Raw genomic sequence first — 4884 nt, 5'->3', positions numbered from 1 at the left:
CAGGCGGGCCGCTTCAACCTGACCACCGATCCGTTTTCCACCACGATCACGGTCAGCGTGCAGGGTGACAAAGGTGGCGGCTACGCACCGCGCATTGCCCCGCTGGTGCAGCGCATTGCTACGGCCTATGGCAAGGCCTCGGATCGCTTCACCCTGGCTGACCTCGACCTGGACAACCTGGCCGCCTTCGATGCCGCTCACCCGCAGCTGGTGGGCCTGTATGTTGCTGACCGGACGAACCAGGCGCAAGCCATCCAGCAGCTGGCTGCCAGCGTGGGCGCCCAGGCGGTCATGTCGCGCACCGGCCAGCTGCGCCTGGTGCAAATAGCGCTGCCGGCCGCCGGCGTGCCGGTGGAGATCGGCCCCGAGCACGTGCGGCTCGATTCCCTGCGCCAGGTGCAGCGCTTGCCGGTGGTCGCCGCCGTCAAGATCGCCTTCGACCGTAACTACACGGTGCAGGCCAGCCTGACTACAAGCATCCCGCCGGCGCACGCCGACCTGTATGCCACGGAATGGCTGACCGAAACGGCGGTCGATGAGGCGGTTCGCGCGCGCTACCGCTTGACGGACGATCCGCCGCAGATCGACACCTGCCTCAAGACCAACGCAGACGCCCAGGCGGAAGCGGCGCGGCGCCTGGCCCTGAACAAGGTGCAGCGCACGATTTACGAATTTGATGGAGAGCCTGAGATGATGATGTTGGAACTGGGGCAGCCCGTGGTGCTGCGCGATGACCGCTTCGGCCTGCAGAACGGCGTGCCTGGCGTGGTAGTGCTGCTGTCGCATCAATGGCTGGCCGGACGCGTGACGGTGGGGGTGCTGGTATGACCGCCATTGGTGGCGCGCGCGATACGCTGCTGCAGGCGACGGCCGAGCGCTTCAGCACGACGGCAGACGGCAAGGCGATCCTGCTGGCTGGCAGCACACCTGTTTTCCGCGTGAACAGCGACGGCGCCGGCGCTCCCGGCTCGATCGCTATCACCGCCAAGCCGGTGAACGTGGTGGGCGATATCGTGTTTTCGGTATCTGCGGGTACGCAAATGACAGTCAACGGCAATGTGGCTACAGTCGATTTCGCCAGCATGACCACGGATACGGCCCTGGTGCAGGCCCGTATCCGCGAATTCGGCGTCGACTATATCGGCAACTACATGATCAGCAAGGTCTTCGATGGCGTCACCGGTGAGCCGGGCCTGGCCGGTTTGAACACGGGCCAGGCCTTCGCCTACAAGCGCGTGGCTGTGGCGCCTGCGGATTCGCCGGGTGACGTGATCTTTACCTTTGCCACGGCCAGCATCACGACGCCGGCCGGCAACGACCTGGCCAACGGCTGGTCGAAGAATATCCCGACAGGCACGGAGCCGCTGTACGTGCGCGTGGCCGCCGCCAGTTCGCGCAACGCCACAGACGGTATCGCCGCCAACGAATGGGCCGGGGCCGTGCAGCTGGCGAAGGATGGCGCAAATGGCGTCGATGGCTTGAATGTGGCGCCCGTGCGCATCTACCAGCGTGGCGCCACCAGTATGGCGCCGGCGTTGCCGAGCGCGGCCTGCACGTTCACCTTTGCCACGGGCGCGCTCGCCGGCCTGAACAATGGCTGGTCGACGCAGGTGCCGACGGAGGGCGGTGCCTATCTGTTCACCTCGGGCGCCACGGCCGCGTCGCGCACGGCGACCGACGACATCGACCCTGGCGAATGGGCGGCCGCTGCGCGCCTGGCAGCCGACGGCGTGACAACCTACACCTGGGTGAAGTATGGCAATACCGCTGCAGGCGGTGGATTCTCCGATTCGCCTGTGGGCATGACTTACATCGGCCTGGCCTATAACAAGGCCACGGCGGTCGAGAGTGATAACCCGGCAGATTATGCTTGGTCTTTGATCAAGGGTGGCGACGGTGCGAAGGGAGAAACCGGAGCGGATGGCAAGACGACCTACACCTGGATCAAGTATGCGGACAATGCCGATGGCACCGGTCTGTACGACTCGCCGCGCGACAGTACCCTGTACCTGGGCCTGGCCGTCAACAAGCTCAGCGCGGCCCCCAGCACCAACAAGGTGGACTACGCCTGGTCGAAGTTTCGCGGCGACCAAGGTGTGGCTGGTCCATCCGGCCAGCGCGGCACGGTGACGGTTACCGCGCCCGGCTATTCCACCTGGTCGGATGCGTCGGCGGTATATGAGCTTGGCCGCGCCGGCTATGGTGCGCCGATTAACCGCGACGTGGTGACCTTGTACGATGCCACGCATGCAGTGACGAAGTATTTTGACAACGGCGCATGGCTGGTGCTTGGTACGGTGCTGAATGGCAACTTGCTGGTGGATGGGTCTGTGGCTGCCAAAGCGCTGTCGGTGGATAACCTGGCGGCAATCAGCGCGATTTTGGGGAATGTGGTTGCTGGCGACTTGTACGGCACGACGCTGCACGGCGGTACCGGGTATCCGACCAATGCGTACGGCTGGCCAAGCAACGGCGGCGGTGGTTACCACCTGAGCGCGCAAGGGCTGCTGCTTGGCAATCCCGCGACTGGTGGTTACGTAGAGTTGAGAGGTGGCGGTTATGTGGACATGCCGGGGTTGGTGATACAAAACGGCCAGGCCTCGTTTTCAGGAAAACTCTCGGGTGTCATAGGGTCATTTCAGCTCATCCGCAGCCCTAGCCGGCTATCGGGCTCAGGCGCTGGCTACGATCTGACAGGATCAGGCTTTACTTTTTACGATGGAAATAATGTCCCTCGTATCGAGCTTGGGGAATAGCCATGGAACCTCGCTTTCGCGTACGCGATGCGCAAGGGCGTATCACATTTGACTCGAGCCTTGCTGTTGGCGGCGTGCCCCTGGGCTTTTACGTCGTCGCATCAGGCGGGTCGACGTGGGGATTCCCCGATTTTCCCGGCGCTGGAGGCTATGCCATTAGCGCCGGCCGCACAGGCGGCTACGTCATCTACACCACCGACAATTCGCAGGGATATTTACGATTTGTCTTTTCTGCCTTATCGGCAGGCCAAACCGTCGTACTGTTTGCAAAATGACCTTTAAACTACGCTTTAGAAATCCAGGCCAGGATCTGGTTATCAGCGCCGACGCTCGGGGCTTGACCTGCATTGGCCGGGCCACCTTGCAAGCGGTTGTTCAGGCAAGCGGTAATGCCACCGGACCCAGCCCGGGCCGCCGATGGGGGTATTCCACGTACCGCATTGCGCATGATGGTCCGGTGATATGGGCGCTTGATATGCCGCTAGGTAGCAGCGTCGGCATCATTTCATCATCCGAGGTGTTGCCGGGCGTGTGGGAGGTTGTTTGTTACTGCGGATCATCCCTCGATGCCTATCAGTTCGATTCCGTGCAGTCGCCCCTGGCGGTGTGGGCCTACGGATTCGTATCAACGCTATACAACAGCGGCATCCGTGCAGCGTTCTACAACGCCAATGGCACACTCGCTTATGACTTCAGCCGGCCTAACCCACTGTTTCCGCTCGCGTCTGGCACGGTAAATGAGGAGTTCGTGACGATTCCGGCGCTGACCCGCCCTGTGGTGTTGGGTTGTCCAACCTCCGACGTCTCATACGACCCTAGTGCTGGCCCTAATCGCTGGCGCGCCGAGTTCTATCGGGCTATGTGGCGGCGCACGTCCAGCACCGCGATAGCCCCGGTACTGGTTTCTAAGCAGCGCTGGGAGTATTCAGCGACGGAGCCGATTGGCGTAGCCACAGGGGGCATCAGCCCTACCACGTTCATCATAATTGAGGGGGCATATCTGCCATGATACTAAAAGAATTCACCACGCCGAGTGGCGTTGTTTCTCACTGCCACATGCTGCGCCGCATCGAGGTCATGCCGCCATTCCAGACGGCGATACTCACCGTGCAAAGCTATGCCAGCGAGGCAACCTACCTGGCTGGCGCGGGCCTGGTGTGGAATAGTCAAGTGCAAATGCCGCTGAGCCTGCTCGATGGTACGTTGTGCGATATCGCTGAAGCGTGGCTGGCGAGCAATGAAGAAAGCCCATTCGTTGGCGGTATGATCGCCCCTGACAAGAGCCAGACGTTGGATGCGGCAAAAACGCGTGCATGGTCGCGCATCAAGGCAGCTCGCACCATGGTCGAATTCTCTGATTTCACCTGTGCAGGCGCTATCTACCAGGCCGACAAGGACCGCATCACCGGCGCTACACAGCTGGCCTTGTTGGCCCAAGTTGCGGATCAACCGTACAGCATCGACTGGACGCTCTCCGATAACAGCACTGTGACGCTGGACGCGGCAGATATGATTGCCGTCGGCGCCGCGCTGGGCGCGCACGTCACTGGCGCCTTTTGCATCGCACGTACGCTGCGCGATCAGATCGCTGCCGCAACCAGCATTGAGCAAGTCGACGCCATTCAGTGGCCAGTATCGGTGGCCGCATGAGCAATCTCCGCATCATCTACGACAACGCCACCGACCGCGCCGTGCTGACGGCATCTAGCCAGGCCGGCGCGCTGGGCCCGGCCAACCTGCAGCGCGATGCCAAGTCAGCGGTGCTGCGCGCCGCCGGCACGGCACAGACCATCACCGCCACCTGGCCGACGCAAGAATCCATCGGCTGCGTGGCGCTGATCTTCACCAACATGACCAGCAGCGCGTGCATGCGCGTGCGCGGCTACTCCCAGACGGGCGACGCCGTGCCTGTGCTCGACACAGGCAGCATCTTCCCGTGCCCGGCCGCCGTGCATGGCTCCTATCCCTGGGGCGTGCTGCCGCTGGGCTGGAACGCTTACAAGTGGGGTGGCGCGAACACTTGGGCGCGTGGCGGCGGCGCCGACGGCGTGGTCTGGTTCGCGCCAGTGCGCGTGCGCCGCCTGGTGATCGAGGTATCTGCCCCACAAAGCCCGGAGGGCTATCTGGA

The 4884-nt window shown here is 62.9% G+C and carries 5 protein-coding genes and 1 pseudogene; all 6 read left to right on the top strand.

Going from position 1 to position 4884, the window contains the following annotated elements; all coding sequences use genetic code 11:
• Positions 1-828, top strand: a pseudogene (locus tag K0F85_RS27395) (hypothetical protein); the annotation flags it as partial.
• Positions 825-2756, top strand: a complete 1932-nt coding sequence (locus K0F85_RS27390; protein ID WP_219118966.1) for a hypothetical protein — start codon at positions 825-827, stop codon at positions 2754-2756. The pseudogene K0F85_RS27395 and the gene K0F85_RS27390, both read left to right, overlap by 4 nt.
• A 2-nt stretch (positions 2757-2758) precedes the next feature.
• Complete coding sequence (locus tag K0F85_RS27385) at positions 2759-3031, top strand: hypothetical protein (protein WP_219118965.1); 273 nt, start codon at positions 2759-2761, stop codon at positions 3029-3031.
• The gene (locus tag K0F85_RS27380) at positions 3028-3765 is read left to right on the top strand and encodes a hypothetical protein (RefSeq protein ID WP_219118964.1); all 738 of its coding nucleotides are present in this window, start codon (positions 3028-3030) and stop codon (positions 3763-3765) included. The genes K0F85_RS27385 and K0F85_RS27380 overlap by 4 nt, the downstream gene beginning before the upstream one ends.
• 47 nt (positions 3766-3812) lie before the next feature.
• Complete coding sequence (locus tag K0F85_RS27375; RefSeq protein ID WP_219118963.1) at positions 3813-4406, top strand: DUF4376 domain-containing protein; 594 nt, start codon at positions 3813-3815, stop codon at positions 4404-4406.
• A partial coding sequence (locus tag K0F85_RS27370; protein WP_219118962.1) for a hypothetical protein occupies positions 4403-4884 on the top strand: 482 nt, incomplete at its 3' end. The genes K0F85_RS27375 and K0F85_RS27370, both read left to right, overlap by 4 nt.

Source organism: Janthinobacterium sp. UMAB-56 (assembly GCF_900095265.1).
GTDB lineage: Bacteria > Pseudomonadota > Gammaproteobacteria > Burkholderiales > Burkholderiaceae_D > Janthinobacterium.
Note: the sequence above shows the minus strand (reverse complement) of the source record. Positions and strands in the feature narration are given on the sequence as shown.